This window comes from Bifidobacterium sp. UTCIF-1, from assembly GCF_006408915.1.
Taxonomy (GTDB): domain Bacteria; phylum Actinomycetota; class Actinomycetes; order Actinomycetales; family Bifidobacteriaceae; genus Bifidobacterium; species Bifidobacterium reuteri.
The window spans coordinates 54,416-74,020 of record NZ_JFAG01000009.1; the positions used below are offsets into that span (position 1 = coordinate 54,416).

Below are 19,605 nucleotides of genomic sequence, written 5' to 3' on the forward strand. Positions count from 1 at the left end.
GGCGTATCCGCCCAGCCCATGTATGGGAGGCCTGGTTCACGGCCTTGTCAGTCGTCGTATTCGTCCCAAAGGCTGACAAGGCCATGCGCCGAGAACGCGAAGGCATCCTTGCCTTCCAAACAGTTCGAGTTCAGCTCGAGCTTCTTTCCCGTGTTCAATGTGATGACGCAGCCGTAATCATCCACTCGAATGTCATTGATGTTTTTGAAACGGTAGACATCGAAGAACGCCCTCCCGTATCCGCTCTCCGGATCGGGCCAATTCCCGGGAAGTATCTCCATCATCGCCGAGTAGATCTTCTTGTTACCGAACATCCAGACGGTGACGAAGAAATGATCACCGGATTTTTCGGCGTATGAAATCGGGTCGATGCGCCCGACTTCCTCTTCATCAAAGATGCCGCAGGCTTTCATCGCCATTTCCTTGCGGCATCGTATCATTTCCTGAAAGCTATAAACTGCCATAATCCATTTCTCTCCATGCCTATGCGGCGACTCGTTGCTTCACCCGTTGAGCAATGATTCCAAATCCGCCCGGTCGCTGGCCGACAAACCGGACGAGTTCGCTTGAGCCAACACATCGGATGAGCGTTCCCGGTACCGGACGAAACGCCGTTCAAATAACTGTTTGATGAGCTCCGCCTTAACGAACAGATATTCAGGATGAGGTTCCATGGCGATCGCCGAATCGATGCAGGCGATGATCTTCTCCGCCTCACGCAGCGTGATTTGGAATGGTCGTTTCGTCTTGTATCTGGCGAGCGCCGCTCGGAACAGCACGTCCGGATTGTCCGCTCCGTTGGCCGCGGCCTTATCGAGCGTGTCGGCCGCCTCTGCATACTGCCCTCGGTCCAGAAGCACATAGCCCAACGAAGCCAGTACTTCGGGGTTGTCGGGGGAATTCTTCAACGCGCCCTTGTATGCGTCCAGGAATTTCGCCGACTCCTTGTACGTGGCTTTTCGCACTTCCTTGAAATTCAAGGAAGTGAATGTGAGCTTTCTACCGCAGAAGGCGCACACTTCATCCCGTAAAGCGACGGAAGCCCCGCAACCGGGGCATTCCATCTGATCATTCACCGATACCATATTTGATTAGCCGCGCAGCATCGCGTTCGTGTTGCGCTGCTCGTCAATCATGCTCTGCATCTGCTTCATCTGGGCAGCCTGCATGGCCATGGCCTGCTCATGCTGCTCGTTCTGCGCCTCCATCTGCTTCTGTAGCTGGCGGTTCTGCATCTCGAAGCCACGCTGCTGCGGATCCAGGCTGCGCAGGTACAGGTCGTCGATGTCCTTGTACAGTCCGCTGGCGGACTGGTGCAGAGTCTCCTTGTGGCCGAACGTCGCCTGATACGCACCGAACAGCGAGCGCCATTCCTGAGCCAGCGCGGCGGCGGCCTTCTTGTCCATGGAGGAGAAGATGAAGTGGCAGACGATTCCGGCGATCAGCATCAGCCATCCGAACATGCCCGCGCTGTCGCCGCCGGCCTTGAAAGCGATGATAAGACCCAGTACGATCAGCGCGAGCTGCACCAGCAGGAAGATCAGATGACGCTTCTTCAGAGCCTCTTTCTTCGGAGTGATTTCAGCGCTCTTCTGCTGCTTGGCCTGCGCGAACTGAGTGAACGTCGAATCCAGCTTATTGCCCAGATCCTGCGGAAGCGCACGGTCAGTGCCTTCAAGATTGGCAGTATTCACCTGCGCAAGCTGCTGTTTCGCGGCATCATATGCCTTCTGGACACCGACAGAGTAATCGTTATCGAGAGACGCAATATCGTCTTTGTACGTATTCGCCATGGTATTTACCTTCTTCGGACTCTCAGAAGGCTGACGAACACCACTAGCTCAGGAGAGACCCCCCCCCACGCATAGTTGACATCACCGAGCGGGTATATGCAACGGTCATATCAGCCTCCTTCCTGAGAAACAGGCACTATGCCTGTCGATGATGATTTTGCCACTCATATATGACAGAAAACGCACTTTGTCCATCTTTTTACATATGGGCAGCTGCGTATGAGCCACTTCGTATGGGCAGCTGCGTATAAGCCGAGGTAAGTCACCCGCAACCAATTTCACTCCCACCGGCACCGCCGATTCCAACCGGCCCGCCCACCGGCTAAGCTGAACGCTATGGCACATTCCTCACGTATGACGTCGCTGCAGCGACGCGAACAGCTCATCGCAGTAGGCCGTTCCCTGTTCGCCGCCAAAGGGTTCGAGGCGGTGAGCGTCGAGGAGATCGCCGCGCACGCCAAGGTTTCCAAGCCTATTGTCTACGAGCATTTCGGCGGCAAGGAGGGTCTTTACGCGGTAATCGTGGACCGCGAGATGCGCGCGCTGACCACCACGCTCACCGAGGCGCTGGATAATCCGGACATCCACCCGCGCCGCATCGTGGAACGGACCGCGCTGGCGTTGCTCACCTACATCGAGGAGAACGCGGAGGGCTTCCAGGTGCTGGTGCGCGACTCCCCCAGCACCGACCCGTCCGGATCGTTCAACTCGTTGCTGGGCGATATCTCACTGAGGGTCGAGGACATCCTCTCCGACACCTTCAAGCGACAGAAGCTGTCCGTCAAGGGCGTGCCGTACTACGCGCAGATGCTGGTGGGCATGACCGTATTCACCGGCCAGTACTGGGCAGACCGGCCGAAGGTAAGCAAGGAACAGCTCGCAGCGTACATCGTGGACTTGGCGTGGCACGGTCTGAGCCGGCTCAATTCCAAGCCGCAGCTGCTGTTCGAGGGCGCGCGGGCACAACGCGAGGCGCAGCGTGAGGCCGAGCGTGAAGCGCAGCGGAGGCAACGCGGTAGCCAGCGCGAGCTGCCGGCGATATCGTGTGACAGCGCTGACAGTGTCATTGACACCGTCAGCAGCACGGGCACCGACGTTGACGACGCCAGCGCGAGCAACGAGACCGATGCCATGAACGGCAATCCGGCCGGCGAGAACATCACCGAGTAGGACGCGAGTAGGACGCCGGACAGCCAAGCGACACATTCACACTGTCCGACAAGCCGCCGCAGTTACTGGCCATCGCCGAGCCCCGGTCCTGTTAGAGCTGACCAGCCGTGGCCAATCCTGACCAACCTAGTATCCTGCGTCAGAAGTTCGTTGCTTGTATCTCTTTCCGGCTCCCCTTGTCAGGACGTTGCCGTGAAGCAAACAGCGGAGCTGTTTGTAGGCAACGTGCGAGCCAACAGGCGAGCCAGCAGGATGCCGCGCGGAGCGCGTCCGTGATTGCGGGACCGTTGCCGTGAAGCAAACAGCGGAGCTGTTTGTAGGCAACGTGCGAGCCAACAGGCGAGCCAGCAGGATGCCGCGCGGAGCGCGTCCGTGATTGCGGGACCGTTGCCGTGAAGCAAACAGCGGAGCTGTTTGTAGGCAACGTGCGAGCCGACAGGCGAGCCAGCAGGATGCCGCGCGGAGCGCGTCCCTGATTGCAGGACGAGCTGTCCCGCGAAGCGGGACTGAGGGGTAGTCAATCCATCAACGAACTACTGACGCCACATACCAGTCAAGCCTTGTCTTAGTACGGCAGCGTAATACTGCAGGCGTGCAGAATATGCAACAGACGTGGCATCTTGCGTAACGCGCCTATCATTCACCGTGGCGAAGTGCTACGGTTTGAACAGCAAACGAACGAAATCCGTGTTGCGTTTCGCACGACCCGCAGTCCGCGGCCCGCGATTCGCAACCTTCGATGGAACCATGTGAGGATGTAACTGGTATGGCCAACGCGGCAACGACGGCAAAGACGCTCACCTTCGTAATCCCCGCATACAATATGGAGTCCTATCTTGACCGCTGCGTCAACTCGATTCTCTCCGCCTCGGACACTCAGGACATCGAAGTGCTGATTGTGGACGATGGTTCCAAGGACGGCACGCTGGCATACGCGCAGAAGCTCGAACGCAATAATCCCGGAATCGTGCGAGCCATCCATCAGGAGAACAAGGGACACGGCGGCGCAGTGAACACAGGGCTGGCGGCGGCGCGCGGCATGTACGTCAAGGTGGTGGATGCGGATGACTGGGTCGACCCGCAGGCCATCAATACCGTGATGGCCACACTGCGGGCGCAGCGCGAGGCCGCCAAACCCATCGACATGCTCGTCACCAACTACGTCTACGACAAGGTGGCCAAGCGCCACAAGCACACGGTGAACTTCCGCCGCGTCATCCCGGCCGGCCGTGTGCTCGGCTGGGATGACCTGGGGCATTTCGGGCTGGCGCAGTACATCATCATGCATGCGCTCACCTTCCGCACCCAGGTGGTGCGCGATTCGGGGCTCAAGCTGCCGGAGCACACGTTCTACGTGGACTTCTACTACTCGTACCAGCCGTTCCCGTGGGTCAGTCGCATACAGTATCTGGACGTGCCGTTCTACCACTATTTCATCGGGCGCGAGGGGCAGAGCGTGCAGACGGACGTCATGATTCGCCGTGTGGACCAGCTGCGGCTCGTCAACCGGCTGATGACCGAGGCCACGCCGGAGCGCGGCACGGTGCCGGACGGCCTGTATCGGTACATGATCCACTTCCTGGCCATCGAATCATGCGTGACCTCGGTGTTCCTGATTCTGTCGCGGGACAAGGCGAACTATGCCAAGAAACGCGAACTGTGGGCGGCGCTTGACGACTACTCGCCGACCATCGGGCATGACGTGCGGGGCAAGCTCATGTCCCGGGCAATCAACCTCCCCGGCAAGAGCGGCCGTTGGCTGGTGCGCAACGGCTACACCATCGCCGAGAAGGTCGTCGGCTTCAACTGATTCGGCACTGTCGTCAATCCGGCGTCGTCGCTGCGCGTATTCGTCCGGCGGCCAGGCATCCGTCGCGGCCTACGTCGCCAATCCGGCGTCGTCACTGCGCGTATTCGTCTCCATCGGGGCAAATCATCGGTTCAATCGGGATTTTGACGCGCCTGCATACCCTTAAACGGGGCAACACCTATGACCGACCGAGGATCCGCCCCGCTAGCAACACTCAGCGGCGCATAACATCGCATACCCCGTTGTTTTGCCTCACTGAGAGGCTCTTAGTGAGGCAAATTCCATAGCCAACCGAGGGTTTGCCCCATTGAGGGACGCCAGCAGGGCAAATCATCCATCTCACCGAGGATCCGCCCCGCTTACACACCACTCAGCAGGGCAAATCTCATACTCAGCCGAGGATATAACTAGTCCGTCCAGCGATCGGACATGGCGAAGCCGTTATGCATGAGATTGCTGGCGATGTACGTCACCTTGTCGAGCAACTCGAGCGTATGTTCGCGCAGATAGTCGGCCATGCGCTCGTTGGTGACCACCAGCACCGCCGGCACGGCGCGCACGTCCTCGTCGCCATAACCACCCTCGGCCACCTGCGCATCGGTCTGCTCAACCAGACGATGACCGAACGCGCGGACGCCTTCCGCATACCCCTCGATGGCATTGCGGGTCTCGAACCAGTGCGCGTCGGCGATCACCGCGATCAGACGGTTCGTCCAGTACAGGTTGTCGGTGGACACGGTGGCTGTGGTATCGCGCAGGTAGGCGGGCGTATCGTCAACGTTCGCATAGAACGGGGCGATGGTGGTGAACGGGCCGGAACCGAAGGACACCCACATCACCGCACGGCTGCACGCCGGGACGTACGGGCGCAGCTGAATCGCCACCATATGTCCAGTGCGGTTCACACCGATCGGACGATAGCGGTGGCGCGATTCGGCGGTGCCCTTGGTCCCGTACGGGTCGTACGGCGTGCCCTCGAAATGGCTCGAGAGCAGAAAATCGACATCCTCGAGGGTCACCTTGTCTTCCGGCACGCGGCACCATGGGATGTCGCTGGATTCCGGCGTATACCGGGCGGTCGGCGAATCCCAGTCCTCACTGGGGTTGAGATAACGTTGCATGTACCAGGCGCGCGGCGTGTTGTAGATATGGTCTTTGGCAGTATTTGTGCCGAAGACCTTGCGCGGATTGAAATTGCTGGCTGTACCGGAGTTCGCCCCGGCAACGGCCCCGAAACCGGCGCTGTGGGAATGACGGCCACCAGACACAGCGGGCACCCCCATCGTGCGGTCGAGATAATGCTCGACGATGAACTCGCGCAGGTCCGCACTGCACATGTATTCGCGCTGCCTGCCGAACGCATCGGTCAGGTCGAAGTCGTCGACGCCGAGCTGGTTGGGGATGGTGGCGTAGCAGTCGTCCGGCACACGGCGTGCGATCCAACGATGGCCGCCGATCGTCTCGACATACCAGATCTCGTCCACATCCGAGATAATCACGCCGTTCGACTCATAGGTGCCGTAGGCCTCCAGCAGTTCACCGAACCGGGCCACTCCCTCTCGCGCGGTGGTGACGTACGGCAGGACGAGGGTGATGATGTCCTCCTCGCCGATGCCGCCCGGCTGTTCGGGGCGGTAATCAGGGTCGCCGGGCTCACCTTGAGCGGGTTTGAATTCGACCAGCGGGTCTGCGGCGAGCACCCGCTCGTTGACCGCGATGGTTTCGGTGGCGCTCATCGCCACGTTATGTTCGTTGGCGCCTGCCTCGGCCAGTACGCCACGGTTGTGTAGCACGTTCGGCGCGATGGTGTACCGGCAGGGATCGTCGGGCAGGTCGACTTCCACATGGCTCAGCACGCTGCGGTAATGCCGGGGCTGGTCTTCGGGCGCCACGGCGACGAGGTGTTTGGGATCGTAACGGCCGGAACCGGAATCGTCGTCGCGGGCGATGATGGTGGAGCCGTCGTAGCTGGCGTTCTTGCCGATGAGAATGGTGGTGCATGACATGCCGACCACTGTAGGACCAGTGGAGGATGCGCGCCGGTCTCACGTTGGTTTCCTAGTGGTCCGTCTCGTAATTGGCTGAGGGATTCAGCTTTTTCTCTCCCCCAGTCAGCTTCGCTGACAGCCCCCTCGTCAGAGGGGGCCAATACCCTTCAGACAATTACGAAACAGACTACTAGTGTGCGGTTGGCAGCTTGCCGCACACGGTCTTTGCGGCGTGCGATACGTCGGCGGTATGTCTGTGACCCATATGATCGACCACTGGATCACACAACGCGCAACGCCGATTTGGCATGTCTAGCGCAGATGTGTATCTTAGAAATGTTGCCCCTCTAGCTCAACGGTTAGAGCAGCGTCCTTTTAAGTCGTGGGTTTTTCGGGGATTAAACGTACTGCCCCGACCCGCTTCACGGATTAAATTTGAACGGCTCCCGGTCATGGAAAGCGTGTTTCCATGTCTCGGACCAGTGCCTCCGCCGCGTGCGCGTTGCCGCCGGTGTTTGCCGTTGACGGCCTCGCCGATGCCTCGCGCGTCCTGTTCGGGCGTGGTGTCGTTCCTCAATCCCATGATACCCGTTTTCTGCTGGTTCCCGCCTCGAACCGTGGCATAAGCGTACCGGACGGGCAGGGTGCGGCGAGCGAACGCGAGTTGCGTCGTGACGGCGTGACCACGCGCCGCGTGCGCATGCTGATGGGCGAGCCGAATTATGTGAGCTACGCGGCGCTGGCTCGTATCATGCGGCTGTCGAAGTCGTCGGTGACGGGCAAGCTCAACGGCGACATCAACTGGACGTTGCCCGACATTCGGCGCATCGCGTCGCATTTCCGCGTTTCCAGCGACTGGCTGCTCGGCCTGTCCGACGATCCCGTTCCTTCGATGGCGAAGGAGGTGGTCGCCTTCACATAGAAGAAGCCCTCTCCTTGCGGGAGAGGGCCAGGTCCGTTCGGGATCCGTGGAGGCGGCCGGCAAAACCGTCTCCCGGATTCCAATCACAAGAATCGCGAGAGCCAGCATTTGTTAAGAGAAAGGTTCGGCTTTCGCGGTGCAGACAGAGATTGGATTCTTATGTCTTACAAGCAGGATTGTATACCCGCGCGCGTGACCGTCATCGTGTGCGAAAGCCCGGAAAACCAAGGTTTTGAGGGAAAGTCTTATATCACGGTTTCACCGTATCTCGACGAATCGGTCAGCCGCGCTGACCGGTTGCGGCGTGCCGTGGCCGCGCATCCCGCGGGAGGTGAGCGCCGATGAGCATCCAGGCATTGAGCCGCGTGTTCACGCTCAAGCGGCTGATCGAGGACCCGTACGCCCAGCTCGTGCTCATCAACCTCGCCGACAACGCCGACGAGCACGGGCGCAACTCCTTCCCCGGCATCAAGAAGATGGCCAGGAACTCGTGCATGTGCGAACGGTCGGTGCAGCGCAAGCTGCGCTGGCTGGAGGAGAACGGCTTCATCCGCAAGTCGGAAGCCACTGAAGTGATCCAGTACCTGCCCGAGTACAAGCGACCGACCGTATGGGAGATCTGCATGGACCGCGACGAGACGCTGCCCGCGCCGACGGACCGCAAGCCGCGCACGCCACGCAAGGACGAGAACCAAGCGGAGGAAACGGACGACACCACACAGGATACCGACGCCGGCGCATGCGAGACACCCGGTGCATCACAGTCACCGGGTGCAGGAAAAGCACCGGACGGCAGCAGGACGCCCGACGCACTACGAGTCACCAGCCCGGTGACCGTGCAGTCACCCAAACCATCCCATGAACCTATTACCCCTCTGTCCCCTAAAGGGGACATCTCCCCACGGGGAGACTCAGCCGAGAACAACACGCCCACCATCAGCCAATCGTCCAACGCGCCGGACCTCGACGTCGAACCGAACCAAGGTTTCGGCTTTACCGGCGAAAACCGTCGGTCGGACGACGCAGTCGTCGGGGACAACGTCTCCGCGTCCGATTGCGACGCGCTGCTGAAACGATTCGCCGAACTGCTTGCCGGCGAACAGGTGACGGCCAAACCGCCACGGGCGCGCGACCAGCGCGCCGCAGCGGGACTGCTCGCGGAACACAGCCAGATGGAGATTCTGGAGCTGGTGCTGTGGGCCGCCAAGAATCCGTTCTGGCGTCCGAAAATGCTGAGCATGTCCGAGTTCGCCCGACGCTGGGAACGCCTATGGCAGGAACGGCGCGGCGAGATCGAGCAGCGACGACTCAGAGCCAAACACGTCAAATCAGGGATCATGTCCGCGAAAGACAAGGAAGAGAAAGACCCGCATGCGGCGGTGCTGGTCTCATGCGAAACCGTCACACAGTGCCCGGTGTTCGGCTACTCGTCGTTCCAGCACGGCAGATCGAACAGCCGCATCGCATTCGCGCAGAACCACCTCAACGGCTCCATTCGCCGGGACAAATGCCCGGTATGCGCGTACGACGAACGCAACCTGGCGCTGCACGGCAACGCGCGCACCACGGAAGCCGTCAAGCGGGCGCGAATCGAAGCCGACGAGCAGACGAAACGCTGGAAGGAACACCTGCGGCGGAAGGAAGAGCAGCCGGCCTCGTTCGACAGGATGCCAAGCATGGAACGGAGTGCATGATGGATGGGTTCCGTCCCACTGGCAAGCCGGACGGCAGACCGGCACGCGATCCGGGCGGCGACGAGTGGATACACACGTCGATGCTGCCGCCCGGCGGCCTGTGCGCACAGGCGCAGCTCGACTTGTACGACATGATCTGGATGGAACTCGACGCCGCCGGCGACTCGCGCCCCGACCAGATGCTGCGCGGCGCAGCCAAACGCCTGTGCGCGCAATGCCCGATGCTCATGCCGTGCCTGGCCCGCAGCCTGCTGCGCCCGGTCACGCACGGCATCCTCGGCGGCATGACCTACAAGGAACGACAGTACGCGATGCGCGTCGTCATCGTCCACGACGTTCTACCCGAACGCAAGGCGACGGACATCGCCAAACCGTACCGGCTGCTACTCGACTGGCTCGACGCCCACCCCGAAATCCACAGCATCGTCCGCAACCGGCGACGCAACGAGCGCGCCCGCAAAACCGGCAACGGCGAACCACTCGGCCGACCACGCAGGCTCACCCGGCTTGAACCCGGCGAACGCGATCCCCCGGATACGCCCGACGATCATGCACTACCGGACACATCCGCAAAGAAATAAAGAAACAAAGAAAAACACAAAAACATACACAAAGGGAGACCACTATGAGAATCGCCATCGCCAACGCCAAAGGCGGGGTCGGCAAGACCACCATCGCGCAATACCTGTGCCACGCGCTCGTCCGCGACGGGCAGCATGTCACGCTCTTGGACGCCGACCCGCAGTACTCCGCGACCCTGTGGGACAGAATCGCCAACCTCAGCAACGAAACGCTGCCGTTCAACGTGCGGGCCGCTTCCGTTGACGAACTCGCCGCAATCCGCGCCACGCCGGGGGAATGGCTCGTCATCGACGCGCCGCCCACGCACGCGGGCCTCAAAACCGCGCTCGACATGGCCGACTTCGTGATCGTGCCCACCACCGAATCGCCCGTCGACCTGCAGCAGGCATGGGCGACCGTCAACGCGGCCGGACGCACGCCCGCCGCCGTACTGCTCAACAGGGTCGAAACGAATACGGTCGCGTTCCGGCAGGCCATGCACGCGCTCGAAACACAGGACACGCCACGATTCGACACGATAGTGCCCAAACGGCAGGAGATCAAGACCAGCTTCGGCCACCGCCCGGCCAAACTCTGGGAATACGGTCTCGTCCTGCACGAGCTGAGACGGGCGGTCGGACGATGAAAGGGAACCTGAGCTATCTGCCCGCCGAACGCGAGATCACGTCGGTCGACGATATCTACCGCGAGGAACCGGCCAACGACCCCTACATGGTCACCAGCATCAAGATCCGCACCTCGCTGCGCAACCGCATCAAAGCGGCCGCCGGCATCAAGGGCATCCGCATGCAGGACCTCGTCGCCCAAGCCCTCGCCGAATACCTCGACCGGCACGAGTGATCTAAGGTGCCGGATGCGCAATCACACGACGGAAGGTATCCGGCACCGCACTGCATCGCGATGTCTTCATGGCCGATGCAGGATCAGAGTGTTGGCTGGATGGGGTATGGCGATGAAACGAGTTCTCCGCTGGCGTCGTAGAACTCGCGTAGGTTCATGGTGCGTACGCCCATCGCGTCGGCCACGTCGGGAATCTTGGGTTCTTTTTTCAACGGGCTGCTGGGCATGGGATGCACGGCCTGCTCGTTGGTGACGACGATCGCGTCCTCGACCATTGCAGCGGCGATCAGCCACGGGTCGGCTTTGGTTTCCGGCTCCCATTGACGGTACGAGGCTGGCCGGTAGAGTCCGCAGGTGGCCAGGTAATCCTGAACCTGCGCATAGGCCACACCGATTTCATCGGTCTTATGCGAAAGCTGTTTGTCTGAGAACAGGTTGAACGCCCATTCGGCCAGCTCGTCACGGTTGCCGTCGCTGTCCTTCTGGGTGATCTCCTTGAACACGGTGTCAAGCAGCTGTATCTTGCCGTTGTGCGCCATACGTTCCAGCCACCGCCAGAATGGATGAAACTCCTTGTAAGCGAACGGGTGATGGGTGCGGTAGGACTCGATGAAAATGTTCGAGTCCAGCAAAAACAGATCGCTCACTGATCCAAGCCTTTCGCCTTGAGCAGGCCGTCATAGGCGTGCATGGACCTGACTCCCAGCAGGGACAGGCCATCGGAATAGGGCAGGCTTCCCCGGTCGACACCATCCCGGATCATGCGCACGAACCTCGTGTCCAGATGGGAAGCGTTCGTCAGGTTCTGATTGCCACCGGAACCGGCGGCCTCCGTATCCGTCACATGCCGTTCGCTCAGGGCGCGGACCAGACGCACGTCCTCGTCACTGGCCAAGCCAAGCTTACGGGCGTGAATCGTCAATGCCAAAGCGCTCAGACCGTACCTTTTCGCGCAACCATCCGCAATGGCCTGCACGCGAGCGCCATCCGCAACCATCTTCTTCCAATACGCGCGGAACTCCTGCTCGTCATCCACGACCGTCAGAACGACGGCCTGGTTGATCTTGCGTTCGACGCCATTGCCGCCATCCACGGAGGAGTCGTTGTACACCTCATTGGAACCGAGCAGCACGTGACCGATCTCATGCAGGAGGGAGAACAGCATCGCCGCATAGGAATCATTGCGATTGACGAAAATCAGAGGCGCCACGTCATCCAACAGCACGAACGCGCGAAACTCGCGCACGTCCAGACGGCGCGCGTTGGACGTTCCCACCCGGGAGTCGACCATCACCATCAGACCCGCGTCGGAAGCCTTGCCGCGCAGGAAACGGAACCGGTCGGCACTGCTCTTATGCCGGCACCAGCCAACGTCCAAAGACAATCCCTCGCGAATACGCGCGGCAAGTTCACCCGCGGTTGCATGGGACGGCACACTGCCGACCAGCAGATTCTCCCCGAAGCCCTGCGCGATCATCTCGTCACGCGCCCAATCCTGACGGTTGCGCATGACCGCGATCGTATCCTGAAGATTCCGGCTCGCTTCGACCCCGTGGTTATCAATCGTGCGATACCGGATCAACTCATCCTCGCGGGATTCGGGAACCACGGAACGTACCAGCGCGCCGAACGGCACCTGCAACGCGGAACCGATCGCGGACAACTTGGTAAAGGACAGGCTCAACGGACCCGTCTCGTTCAACCACTGCGGAAACTCAGCCAGACCATCCTTATGCGCCACAGCCGCGGGATCAGCACCACTCTGACTGACGGCCCACCGGAGCGTGGCCGGATGCACGGTAATGGACGCCATCGCCACACTCCCTTCCGATACCGCAGACAAAAAGACCCACCACATGTCACAGCGGCGATCCGCAGCCTCGGGTGGGTATTGGTAAATCTCATCATATCCGACTGAGTGGATTTCAACATGGGAGCGATGCAACTATAAACAAAGAAATACAAACATAAAGAAATGCTACGAAACTACCGACCGATAGATGGCATCGGACGGTGACGATTATCGTGGTGGGACCACGATGCCGTGGCGGGCGGCGGCAGGATGAGGGGCGTGCGGTCGGGCCAAGGGTGGTTCGGGTAAACGTTCCGCACCTTCCCTCTCATGGTATGGCCGCGCCGTCGGGTTCTCTTCCTTTCTCTTCCCCGTCGACGCGGTTCGTGCCTTGGTTCAGGGGATGCGGATAGTGAAGGATTCCGATCATGTTCTCTTCCCACAGGATCGGCCGGTTGCTGCGCGCGACGATGACGGCCGTGCTGTTGCTGGCCACAGTGTCGGCCGGCGGCATCGCTCATGCCGATGAGGCCGGTGAGACGACGCCTGTATTGGGTGATTCGATCACGCTGAACGCCGGCCCGGGTTCGTCGTTGAACGGCGCGGACTTCAAGGTGGTCAAGCTCGCCGGATTCACGATCCAGGGTTCCGCGATGACCGTGCGCACCGAGGACACGGTGCGCGGCGATGTGATCGCCTCGCTGCCGAAAGTCGGCGACAGCGAATACCCGGCCGGCACAGGCGATGCCGACGGCGGAACGGCTGGCGAGACTACACGGGGCGACGGTGCGGCGGACACGGGTTCCGGCGGCGAGGATCCGATCATATGGTTGGCGCGACAGGGCGATGTGAAGGATTCCCCGGTTTGGCGGCTGTTCGCCGATCGCATGGCGGCCACCGTTTCCGTCACGGATGCGCCGGTCATGTCCGGCACGACGACGCCGGCCGACGACGGCACGATTTCCTCGGTCGTGTTCGCCGGATTGCAGCCCGGACTATACCTATTGGAGGATGCGAACACGGCGTTGACCGGTACCACGCGTTCGGCGCCGATACTGGTCGGTACGGCGATCACCGCCGCGAAACCACCGATCGGCAACGCCGACGGCACGGCCGAGATCAAGAACCAGCGCGTCACGATCGGCAAGAGCATCATCGACGGCGACGACGCGACGCTGACGGACGACCGCAATGTGGGCGATATCGTGGACTATCGTATTGAAACCCTCATCCCCGATACCACGAAATACACGAATGATGCGGCCAACCCGTACGTGTTCCGTCTGACGGACACCCTGTCGAAAGGCCAGCGGTTCAACAACGACCTGACCGTCACGGCCAGCAAGGACGGCCGGTCATGGAGTTCGCTCGACGGCAACGACTACACGTTGCAGGCAAGTGAGTCCGACGGCGGCACGGCAACCACGATCGATCTCGATCTGAGCGCATGGGTTTACGCGAATGGCCGTGACGGCATGGCGGGCGGTTTGCTGCGCGTCGACTATTCGGCCACGCTCACCGAGCATGCGACGATCGACGGCGACGGCAACACAAACACGGTCACGCTCACGTACTCGAACGATCCGAAAACCAACCAGACCGGAGAGCTCACGCCTCCGGACACCACCGTGTACACGCACGGCTTCCAGTTCGACAAAATCGGCGAGGACGGCAAGACGCCGCTTGCCGGCGCGACGTTCACGCTCTACACGGCGGACACGTTCGCGGACGACGCCAAATACCGTCGCGCCGACCGTCCCGACGAGGACGTGACCGCCACGTCCGACCGCAACGGCCTCGTGAGGTTCGACGGTCTGGCCGCCGGCACGTACTGGGTGCGCGAAACCGGAGTGCCGGACGGCTACCGTGACCTCGGCGTGCGGTTCAAGGTCACGATCACCGCAGATCCCGGCAAAACGGCGCTGGTCGTGTTCGGGCGCGTGCCCTCACTGGCCGATTCGCTCGTGCAGATCGAGAAGAACGGCCTGCTGTTCGTGCGCAACGTCACCACGATCACGAACCTGCCCTTGACCGGCAGCGGCGGCATCGTCCTGTTCCTCGTCATCGGCGGCCTGCTCGCCGCCGGCGGCACGATCATCGCCGTCATGACCTACCGCAAGGGGCGCCTGCTCAAATAAATGCTCCACAACCGCCCCCGTCGCGCAACCCCACGGAATCGCGCGACGGGGGCTTTCGTGTTTGCTCACGGTATACGGAACTCCAATATCCGTCCGGGACCACGGGCGGCGGATGCGGGGCCGGATACTGTCTGGCGTGCGGTGGGGCGCCAATGGTGGGCTCCGGTCAAATGATCCGCACGGGCTTTCCGGTTCGTCGTTCGCCGTCGCGGGTTTCTCTCTCCCTTTTTCTCGCGGCGGCGGCCGTCGGCCGGGGTCTGGCTCCTCGTGAAAGGGAGTGTTTCATATGGGCGTGTTGGGAAGGAAATGCAGTATCACGGCGGCCATCGCCGCGGCGGTGTGCCTGCTGGTGTCGCCGATGCTGGCATTGGGGTCGCCGGACGGCGCAGCCGGCACCGGGAGCGGCGGCGTGGTCGGCGGTACGGCCGGCGGACATGGCAATACGGCGGATACGGCGTCGCTGGGCTGGTATCTGCCGAACAAGGCGTGGGTGCACATGGGCGACGACGGCGTCTGGCGGATGGTTTCCGATCCCGAGAGGGATAATCACGTCGGCGCGGACGGCATGTCGTTCCTTGACGGCGACGTGGTCGCGGCGGCGGTGAATTTCACGGTGCCGTGGTGGGATGAGCCCACCCGGTTGGAGCTGGTGGACGATTGGACGCTGGTGGACCGGTATCTCGACGTGCGGGACGTGTCCGAGGTACGCGTGTACGTGGCCGAAATGGACGAATACGACGCTCCCTCGCTGGACGGCATCAACGTGACCGGCAAGGACGTGACCGACCGTTTCGACATCGTCTCGGAGGGCATGACGGTCACGGCGAAGGCGACGGCCGAGTATCTGGCGTCGCTGGACCTGAGGGAACGTCGAAAGTCGTTGCAGTTCTCGATGCTGGTGCCGTTCGACGTGAGGTTCGACGTGCGCGAGGATCTGCAGCGGGACATCGACGCGATGCGCACGCGCAGCGGATCGCTCGACAATACGTGCAGCGACGGCAAACACGAGCTGGTCAACCGCGGCGGCGTGTTCTGGGCCGATCACGAGTATTGGGAGACGAACGAGCCTCGCCTGTGCATCGTGCGCCCGGAGTTCGACAAGGATGTGACCGCGAGCGAAACGGAAGGCGGCGACGGGTCGAGCATCGACGGCCGCAGCGTGCTGCCCGGCCAGACGGTCACCTATGAGCTGGAATTGCAGGTGGGGGCCGCATCCGACTACACGTTGCACACGCTGGAGTTCGTGGACGAGTACGACGTGCGCACGACGCCGGTCAAGGAGAGCCTGACGGTCATCGACGCGCGTGACGGTGTGACGGTGCCGGCCGAAGCGTACGACGTGGAGTGGGACGACGCCGGGCACAAACTGTCGGTCTCGTTCCGGCGCGACTGGCTGGACGAGCATTGGGATCCGTACACGGGTCACCGGTATCGGCTGGAGTTCGACGCGACCGTGTCCGAGGATGCGGCCACGGACACGGTGATCGCGAACCGCGGCTGGATCACGTTGAACAATTCCGGATTGGAGTCGAACGAGGTGACGAACCGGCCGGTCGACCCGCAGCCGGTCAAGCAGGACACGCAGGCGGACGCGCCGGTGGACATCGACGGCAAGACCGTACTGGTCGGCGACCGCCTGTACTACCGGATCACGATCGACGCGGCAGGTTTGGCCGACCCGGCGTATCCGGTGCGCCGGCTGGGCGTGATCGACGACTACGACGAAACCGTGCTGGACGTGGACGAAGCCGGCATCCAGGTGCTTGACGAGCAGGGCGCGGACGTGACCGACCGGGTGAACGTGCAGGTCGCCGATGGCGTCGTCTACGCGTTCTTCAAGACCGTGGACACCACGCTTGTCGACGGGACGGTGCTGCCGGGCGACCCGCAGCCCGCCGATCTGGCCGAATACGCGCGGCGTGAACTGTCCGCGGAACGTGACGCGGGCATCGACCAGTCGCTGCTCGGCAAGACGTACCAGCTGGTGCTGCCGATGACGGTCATCGCGGCGGCGGACGGCGGTTCGGTCGAGAACACGGCCGTGCAGGTCACGAACAAGCGCCGCGCGGTGTCGAACACGGTCACGAACGTGCTCGCTCGGCTCGACCCGTTCAAGGACGTGACGGTCGACGTCGGCGCGGACAGCGCGGACGGCATGAGCCTCTACAAGGATCAGCTGTTCCTCTACCGGCTGGACTCCTCCCTGCTGCCCGCGAACCGCGCCTACCCGCAGGTGACGGAATGGCGCATCGACGACGATTACGACGAGTCGGGCGACGAATACGCCGGCCAGTGGGCCGTGTACGCGGCCGAGGACCTGCACGACGCGGCCGGCAGCGTGATCGCGGCGAAGGGCTCGCGCATCGCGGGCAGCGGCTTCGATTCCGCAAAGTTCGGCGGCGACCTGTTCTCTCTGGACATGCGCGACGGCACGTTCACGGTCGCAGCCACGCAGCGCTATCTCGACTTGGTGTCGGCCGACGGCGCGCACGCGCAGGCATGGCGCGCGTACGTGCAGTTCCGCCGGGTGAAGGCCGGCGAGTTCTCCAACACGTTCACGGAGACGCTGAACGGCGTGGAACGCCCGTCGAACACGGTGACCACGCGCACGCCCGAACGCTCCCCGTCCGTGGTCGTGGAGAAGTTCGACGAAGCGTCCGGCCTAGAGGAGGGCGACCGCGACGACACGAAGGACGCGTTGGAGATCACGGGCGACGGCACGACGATCGTGTTCCGCATCACGAACACCGGCGACGTGCCCCTGACCGGTCTTGAACTGTCCGACGAAACGATCGCCGGCGACGGCACGGTCACCGATCTGAGATACCCGGATGGTTGGGCGGCGCTCGTATTGCAGCCGGGCGAATCCGTGGACGTGACCGGCACGTTGACCGGCGTCACCGACCTGCACACCGATCGCGCGACCGTACAGGCCGCGCCGGTCATCGAATGCGTGCCGAAGGACGACGACCCGTTCGACGACAAGCCCGCGCAGCCGGTCGAACCCGGCACGGTGTGCACGGACACGCCGATCACGAGCGAACCGGACGACTGGAGCGCCTACATGAAACGCATGCTGCCGCACACCGGCGTCGATCTGACCGGCATCATCACGATCGGCGTGCTCGTCCTGCTGACCGGTTTCGCCATGCTCCGCATCGCCCACACACATCGCAGGAACCCGGTTTCCGACCTCTGACTTCCGTTGCAGCCGCGCATTATTCGCATGGCCGCAACGGTTCCTACGGGGATGCCGCCGACCATCAGACCGGCCGCATCCCATCGCCAAGGCCGTCCGGCTTTCGACAACACCGGGCGGCCGTCACTCACCATTGAGTCCCATCACCGCAAAGGAGCCGTCATGGACACGATCACCACGATTCTCGAACTGCTGCAGAAGGCCGCGCTGCTGGGCGGCGGCATCTGGAGCGTATGGGGCGCGATCACCCTGGCCGGAGGGTTGAAGGACCATTCCGGCCCGCAAACCCAATCCGGCATATGGCAGCTGGTCGGAGGCGCGGTCATCATCGCCGCAGCCGCACTGTTCGCCAACCTCAGCTTCTGAACGCCCGTCGGCAAGCGGGCGTTCGATTCGCATCGGACAGTCAAACGAAGAAGGTGAACCGGTCATGGCGGACTTGGTGGAACCGTGCGTGAACATGCTCAACGCGATCGGCGGCGGCATCGACGGCAGCATACTCGGCCGGCTCGCATTGGGGCCGGCCGAGTTCAACGCGGGCCTGTACAACATGGCGGGATCGGTGCATACGAGCGCGGTCAAACCGGTGTCCGCCACCATCGCCAGCATCGTGTTCACGCTGGAACTGGCCCGCGCGTCGACCCGCGCGGACGGCGACCGCGAACTGGGCGTGAAGATCATCGGCGGCGTGCTGCTCAAATGCGCGCTCGTGCTCCTGTTCGCATCCCATGCGGCGCTGATATTGCAGGGCATCGATGCGGTCGTCTCGCAGATCGTGTCCGCCGCGTCGGGCGTGCTCGCGGCCGCGCCGGGCAGCGAGACGCAGCTGTTGGGCGATCAGATGCGATCCGCGATCGAGGATGCGGGTCTGATCGGCCAGAGCGGGCTCATGGTGTTGGTGCTGATCCCGTTCATCGTCTCGCAGATCGCCGGCGTGGTGCTGCTGGCGGTCGTGTACATGCGGTTCATGCAGATCTACATGCTGACCTGTTTCGCGTCGCTGCCGATCGTGTTCATGGCTTCGGAGCATACGCGCATGATGGGTGTCGGCTATCTGAAACGCTACGGGCAGGTTTCGTTCCAGGCGATCACCCTGACGGTCGGCGTGATCCTGTACCGCACGTTCGTCGGCGAGGCGCTGCGGCTTGACGGGTATGTGGACGGCGGCGACCTGTGGCAGTACATCATCGCGAATTTCGGCACGCTGCTGTTGGGGGCGATCATGCTCGGTTGTCTGGTCATGGTGTCCTCGGCCACCGCCAAGGCCGTGTTCGGCGAATAGACGCGAGCGACAGGGGAAAGGCGGCGGCGATGGCGTTGGAGATCAGGATCTATAAGGAGATCACGGCCACCGAGGCGCGGGTCATGTGGGGCATGAGCTGGCGGCAGCTCGCCGCGGCCGCGATGATGGGTTGCCTGTCGGCGGTCGTGTGGCTCGTGTTCTGGCGCCTGTTCGGGCTCCCCGACGTCGGCCAGTACGTGGTGTTCCTCGTGAACCTGCCGTTGGCCGCATGGGGTTGGCTGCGGCCGAAGGGTCTGAAACCGGAGGTCTGGTTCGGATACGTGATCGCATGCCGGTTCGGGCAGCAACGGTATTTCATCGACGGGCCTGCCCGGTCTCGCCGGCGGGAACGGAAACGGGGCAGGAAGGCCATCAGCGAACGGAAGGACGGATGA

Annotated in this window: 19 protein-coding genes; 13 read left to right on the forward strand and 6 right to left on the reverse strand. The window is 62.3% G+C overall.

Annotation, left to right across the window (positions count from 1 at the left end; translation table 11 throughout):
* Window positions 1–47: 47 nt before the first annotated feature.
* The 3 genes from BW09_RS05175 to BW09_RS05185 form a co-directional block, all read right to left on the reverse strand.
* Complete coding sequence (locus tag BW09_RS05175) at window positions 48–464, reverse strand: hypothetical protein (RefSeq protein ID WP_044089329.1); 417 nt, start codon at window positions 462–464, stop codon at window positions 48–50.
* Between the two features lie 39 nt (window positions 465–503).
* A complete protein-coding gene (locus BW09_RS05180; RefSeq protein ID WP_241451193.1) occupies window positions 504–980 on the reverse strand; it encodes a tetratricopeptide repeat protein in 477 nt (158 codons plus the stop codon).
* 111 nt (window positions 981–1,091) lie between these two features.
* Window positions 1,092–1,793 carry a DUF4064 domain-containing protein gene (locus BW09_RS05185; protein WP_140463239.1) on the reverse strand — a complete coding sequence of 234 codons (702 nt, stop codon included), beginning with the start codon at window positions 1,791–1,793 and terminating at the stop codon, window positions 1,092–1,094.
* A gap of 354 nt (window positions 1,794–2,147) precedes the next feature.
* Between BW09_RS05185 and BW09_RS05190 the strand changes: the two genes are divergently transcribed.
* Both BW09_RS05190 and BW09_RS05195 read left to right on the forward strand, forming a co-directional pair.
* Entirely contained in the window at window positions 2,148–2,963 is an 816-nt protein-coding gene (locus tag BW09_RS05190; protein ID WP_081886456.1) for a TetR/AcrR family transcriptional regulator, read from the forward strand.
* 766 nt (window positions 2,964–3,729) lie between these two features.
* Entirely contained in the window at window positions 3,730–4,773 is a 1,044-nt protein-coding gene (locus BW09_RS05195; protein WP_140463237.1) for a glycosyltransferase family 2 protein, read from the forward strand.
* Between the two features lie 407 nt (window positions 4,774–5,180).
* Here the strand turns inward: BW09_RS05195 and BW09_RS05200 are convergent, their stop codons facing one another.
* Complete coding sequence (locus BW09_RS05200) at window positions 5,181–6,779, reverse strand: C69 family dipeptidase (RefSeq protein WP_044089324.1); 1,599 nt, start codon at window positions 6,777–6,779, stop codon at window positions 5,181–5,183.
* 451 nt (window positions 6,780–7,230) lie between these two features.
* Between BW09_RS05200 and BW09_RS05205 the strand changes: the two genes are divergently transcribed.
* The 6 genes from BW09_RS05205 (at window position 7,231) to BW09_RS05225 (ending at window position 10,799) form a co-directional block, all read left to right on the forward strand.
* Window positions 7,231–7,683 (forward strand): helix-turn-helix domain-containing protein, encoded by a 453-nt coding sequence (locus BW09_RS05205; RefSeq protein ID WP_140463235.1) that lies wholly within the window; start codon window positions 7,231–7,233, stop codon window positions 7,681–7,683.
* A gap of 192 nt (window positions 7,684–7,875) precedes the next feature.
* Window positions 7,876–8,028 carry a hypothetical protein gene (locus tag BW09_RS10890; protein WP_181162073.1) on the forward strand — a complete coding sequence of 51 codons (153 nt, stop codon included), beginning with the start codon at window positions 7,876–7,878 and terminating at the stop codon, window positions 8,026–8,028.
* Window positions 8,025–9,377 carry a helix-turn-helix domain-containing protein gene (locus BW09_RS10895; protein WP_181161755.1) on the forward strand — a complete coding sequence of 451 codons (1,353 nt, stop codon included), beginning with the start codon at window positions 8,025–8,027 and terminating at the stop codon, window positions 9,375–9,377. The genes BW09_RS10890 and BW09_RS10895 overlap by 4 nt, the downstream gene beginning before the upstream one ends.
* Window positions 9,374–9,958: a WhiB family transcriptional regulator gene (locus BW09_RS05215; RefSeq protein WP_181161754.1), complete on the forward strand. Its 585-nt coding sequence runs from the start codon at window positions 9,374–9,376 to the stop codon at window positions 9,956–9,958. Before BW09_RS10895 ends, BW09_RS05215 begins: the two co-directional genes overlap by 4 nt.
* A gap of 44 nt (window positions 9,959–10,002) precedes the next feature.
* Entirely contained in the window at window positions 10,003–10,584 is a 582-nt protein-coding gene (locus BW09_RS05220) for a ParA family protein (protein WP_140463231.1), read from the forward strand.
* Window positions 10,581–10,799 carry a hypothetical protein gene (locus BW09_RS05225; protein WP_033494383.1) on the forward strand — a complete coding sequence of 73 codons (219 nt, stop codon included), beginning with the start codon at window positions 10,581–10,583 and terminating at the stop codon, window positions 10,797–10,799. The genes BW09_RS05220 and BW09_RS05225 overlap by 4 nt, the downstream gene beginning before the upstream one ends.
* An 83-nt stretch (window positions 10,800–10,882) precedes the next feature.
* On the opposite strand, the gene BW09_RS05230 is transcribed toward BW09_RS05225, so the two are convergent.
* The gene (locus tag BW09_RS05230) at window positions 10,883–11,446 is read right to left on the reverse strand and encodes a DUF4411 family protein (protein WP_140463228.1); all 564 of its coding nucleotides are present in this window, start codon (window positions 11,444–11,446) and stop codon (window positions 10,883–10,885) included.
* A complete protein-coding gene (locus tag BW09_RS05235) occupies window positions 11,443–12,612 on the reverse strand; it encodes an ImmA/IrrE family metallo-endopeptidase (RefSeq protein ID WP_181161753.1) in 1,170 nt (389 codons plus the stop codon). The genes BW09_RS05230 and BW09_RS05235 overlap by 4 nt, the downstream gene beginning before the upstream one ends.
* A gap of 407 nt (window positions 12,613–13,019) precedes the next feature.
* Here BW09_RS05235 and BW09_RS05240 point away from each other — a divergent pair, with 407 nt between their 5' ends.
* The 5 genes from BW09_RS05240 (at window position 13,020) to BW09_RS05260 (ending at window position 19,605) form a co-directional block, all read left to right on the forward strand.
* Complete coding sequence (locus tag BW09_RS05240; RefSeq protein ID WP_140463223.1) at window positions 13,020–14,729, forward strand: SpaH/EbpB family LPXTG-anchored major pilin; 1,710 nt, start codon at window positions 13,020–13,022, stop codon at window positions 14,727–14,729.
* A gap of 286 nt (window positions 14,730–15,015) precedes the next feature.
* On the forward strand, window positions 15,016–17,928 hold the full coding sequence (locus tag BW09_RS05245; RefSeq protein WP_140463220.1) for an LPXTG cell wall anchor domain-containing protein: 2,913 nt from the start codon (window positions 15,016–15,018) through the stop codon (window positions 17,926–17,928).
* Window positions 17,929–18,090: 162 nt separating this feature from the next.
* Entirely contained in the window at window positions 18,091–18,294 is a 204-nt protein-coding gene (locus BW09_RS05250) for a hypothetical protein (RefSeq protein ID WP_033494380.1), read from the forward strand.
* A 64-nt stretch (window positions 18,295–18,358) separates the two neighbouring features.
* The gene (locus BW09_RS05255) at window positions 18,359–19,210 is read left to right on the forward strand and encodes a hypothetical protein (protein WP_140463218.1); all 852 of its coding nucleotides are present in this window, start codon (window positions 18,359–18,361) and stop codon (window positions 19,208–19,210) included.
* Window positions 19,211–19,239: 29 nt separating this feature from the next.
* Complete coding sequence (locus BW09_RS05260; protein WP_140463215.1) at window positions 19,240–19,605, forward strand: PrgI family protein; 366 nt, start codon at window positions 19,240–19,242, stop codon at window positions 19,603–19,605.